This is a genomic window from Pelotomaculum sp. FP (assembly GCF_004369245.1).
Lineage (GTDB): Bacteria > Bacillota > Desulfotomaculia > Desulfotomaculales > Pelotomaculaceae > Pelotomaculum_C > Pelotomaculum_C schinkii.
The window spans coordinates 1-1,858 of sequence record NZ_QFGB01000128.1 but is presented as its reverse complement, the minus strand read 5'-3'; the positions used below and the strand labels follow the sequence as shown (position 1 = coordinate 1,858).

General features: G+C 42.6%; 2 protein-coding genes and 1 pseudogene. 2 read left to right on the top strand and 1 reads right to left on the bottom strand.

Going from position 1 to position 1,858, the window contains the following annotated elements:
* Positions 1-128 precede the first annotated feature (128 nt).
* Positions 129-449: a sigma-70 family RNA polymerase sigma factor gene (locus Psfp_RS20955; protein ID WP_134220446.1), complete on the top strand. Its 321-nt coding sequence runs from the start codon at positions 129-131 to the stop codon at positions 447-449.
* Positions 424-1,158, top strand: a complete 735-nt coding sequence (locus Psfp_RS20950; RefSeq protein WP_134220445.1) for a DUF4367 domain-containing protein — start codon at positions 424-426, stop codon at positions 1,156-1,158. The genes Psfp_RS20955 and Psfp_RS20950 overlap by 26 nt, the downstream gene beginning before the upstream one ends.
* 215 nt (positions 1,159-1,373) lie before the next feature.
* On the opposite strand, the pseudogene Psfp_RS22395 reads toward Psfp_RS20950, so the two are convergent.
* Positions 1,374-1,541 (bottom strand): annotated as a pseudogene (locus Psfp_RS22395) (putrescine aminotransferase); the annotation flags it as partial.
* Positions 1,542-1,858 lie beyond the last annotated feature (317 nt).

Sequence of the window (1,858 nt, the reverse complement as noted above, 5' to 3'; positions counted from 1 at the left end):
AGGCAAATGATTTTTGTTGGTCTCGGTACCCGTACTTTGGGAACCGGTTCCCGAACCTATCTGGATTACCCATATTTCCCTCAATTGGAATTTTGGTTGTCCGGTGGTTCTAATACTATTATACGAGAGTGACTTATAATGTCATTGACTTTGAGGATATGCAAAATGAGCCGCTGACTATAGTCGAGAATGAGGAAATTATCAGAGAGGTACGACAAATCATAAGGAGCTTAGATGAACCTTCTTATGCTATAATTGTTTTATATTATTACAAAAGAATTAAAATAAAGGAAATATCATCCATATTGAATATTTCAGAAGGAACAATCAAGTCCGTTTTGCACCGGAGCAGGAACAAGGTTAAGAAAGAATTAATTAAGAGGGGATTTATTGAAGGGTTGGAGGAAAGAGGTGTAGATATCGATGAACCCCAAAAACAAAATAGATAATCTTATAGCGCGGGCGGCAGCGGCGAACATTAACGAGGGACTTTCAAAAGAAATCAATCTGGATGAAGAATGGGTTAAGTTTAAAAGAAAATATTTTCCGCAAAAAAACTATTTTTATTTGCAAAAAAGCGTTGCTATAATGATTCCCATTCTATTCGGTGTCGGGATCTTATTAAGTTTATTGTTTCCTGTGCAGGCTAAAGCGATAAGTTCAAAGTCTTTGGCGTTCTTCAAATCATTTATCGTTGGAAAAGTTCAGACTGTGGGTATCGATTATGCGAATCAAAGTTCCGCCGATGACAGCATAAATAGCTTAAGCCCGGAAATTATGGAAAAGATTCAATCCGTACCTTTTAAGATTCTTTTGCCCATTGACTATCTGGACGAATATCAAATAAGTTCCTTTACAGCGGACAAACTTGGTGACTCTACTGACGTTGCAATAAAATTAGCCGCAAGCGATAACCGTAAGGTTACCGTTCAACAGACCAACATCACCCAGGGTTTCAGCCAGGGCCTTTCTTTTGACAATGAGGATGCGGTTTTAAAGAAAATCAGGATTAATGGACAGGAAGCAACGCTAATTATTTACAAAGAGCAGTTTGTTTCACTGACCTGGATCGACGGGGATGTTTTTGTTTCTATGGACGGCAATATCGGCGAAGATGAAATGCTCCAACTGGGTAGCAGTATGCGCAGGATTCCTTAGGATTGCTTTTGTTTTTAGAAGAAACAGGGTTATACTGGTTGACCAGGCTGATAAGATTCACTCAACCTGGTCTTTTTTGAAGGAGAAATAGCATGCATCCTTTATTTTTTAATCAATGACTTCAGCATGGTCTTCGCGCCGGAGGCGGCCATGCTGAAAAACCCCTTGTTGGCAGCCAGGACCTTATCCAGGGCCTGCAGCAGGGTGTCAAGCTGTTTCAGGGCACCTTCGACCGCCTCGGCGCCGCTGTTGCCGAAGAAAGAGCGGCGCAGGTCACCGGGGGCGGCCAAAGCCAGATTTTTGGCCAGGGCCGCCGACAAGGTAGAGGCCTGGAGCAGGTTGGGCACTCCCTTGACCTGGTTGACGGCGTCGATAATTCTCGGAGGGAAGAGAAGAAGATTTCTCGCCATAGTAAAAGCAGAGACAAAAAGGGAAGCCCGGAAAATCGTTAAGGTCGAACTGACAGAACAAGAGCATGACAAGGATGGGTATAAAATTGACAGTGCCATGGTCTATGGCTTACCTCTTTATACCAGAGACCCAGATGAATTTCGATATGTAGCGCATGATAATTTAATGTCTGTATAATGGGGTTAAATCCCTCGGCTTCCAGCCGAAGCCTTTAGGTTAACCCAGTAGTAGAATCATCGCTTCTAGCAAAAGGAATACTTAAGCTAGAGGTGATGAAATGCAGAACTAC

Bases quoted from the DNA above. Each gene is read 5' to 3' on its own strand.
- Psfp_RS20950 (WP_134220445.1), top strand. From the start codon at position 424: ATGAACCCCAAAAACAAAATAGATAATCTTATAGCGCGGGCGGCAGCG.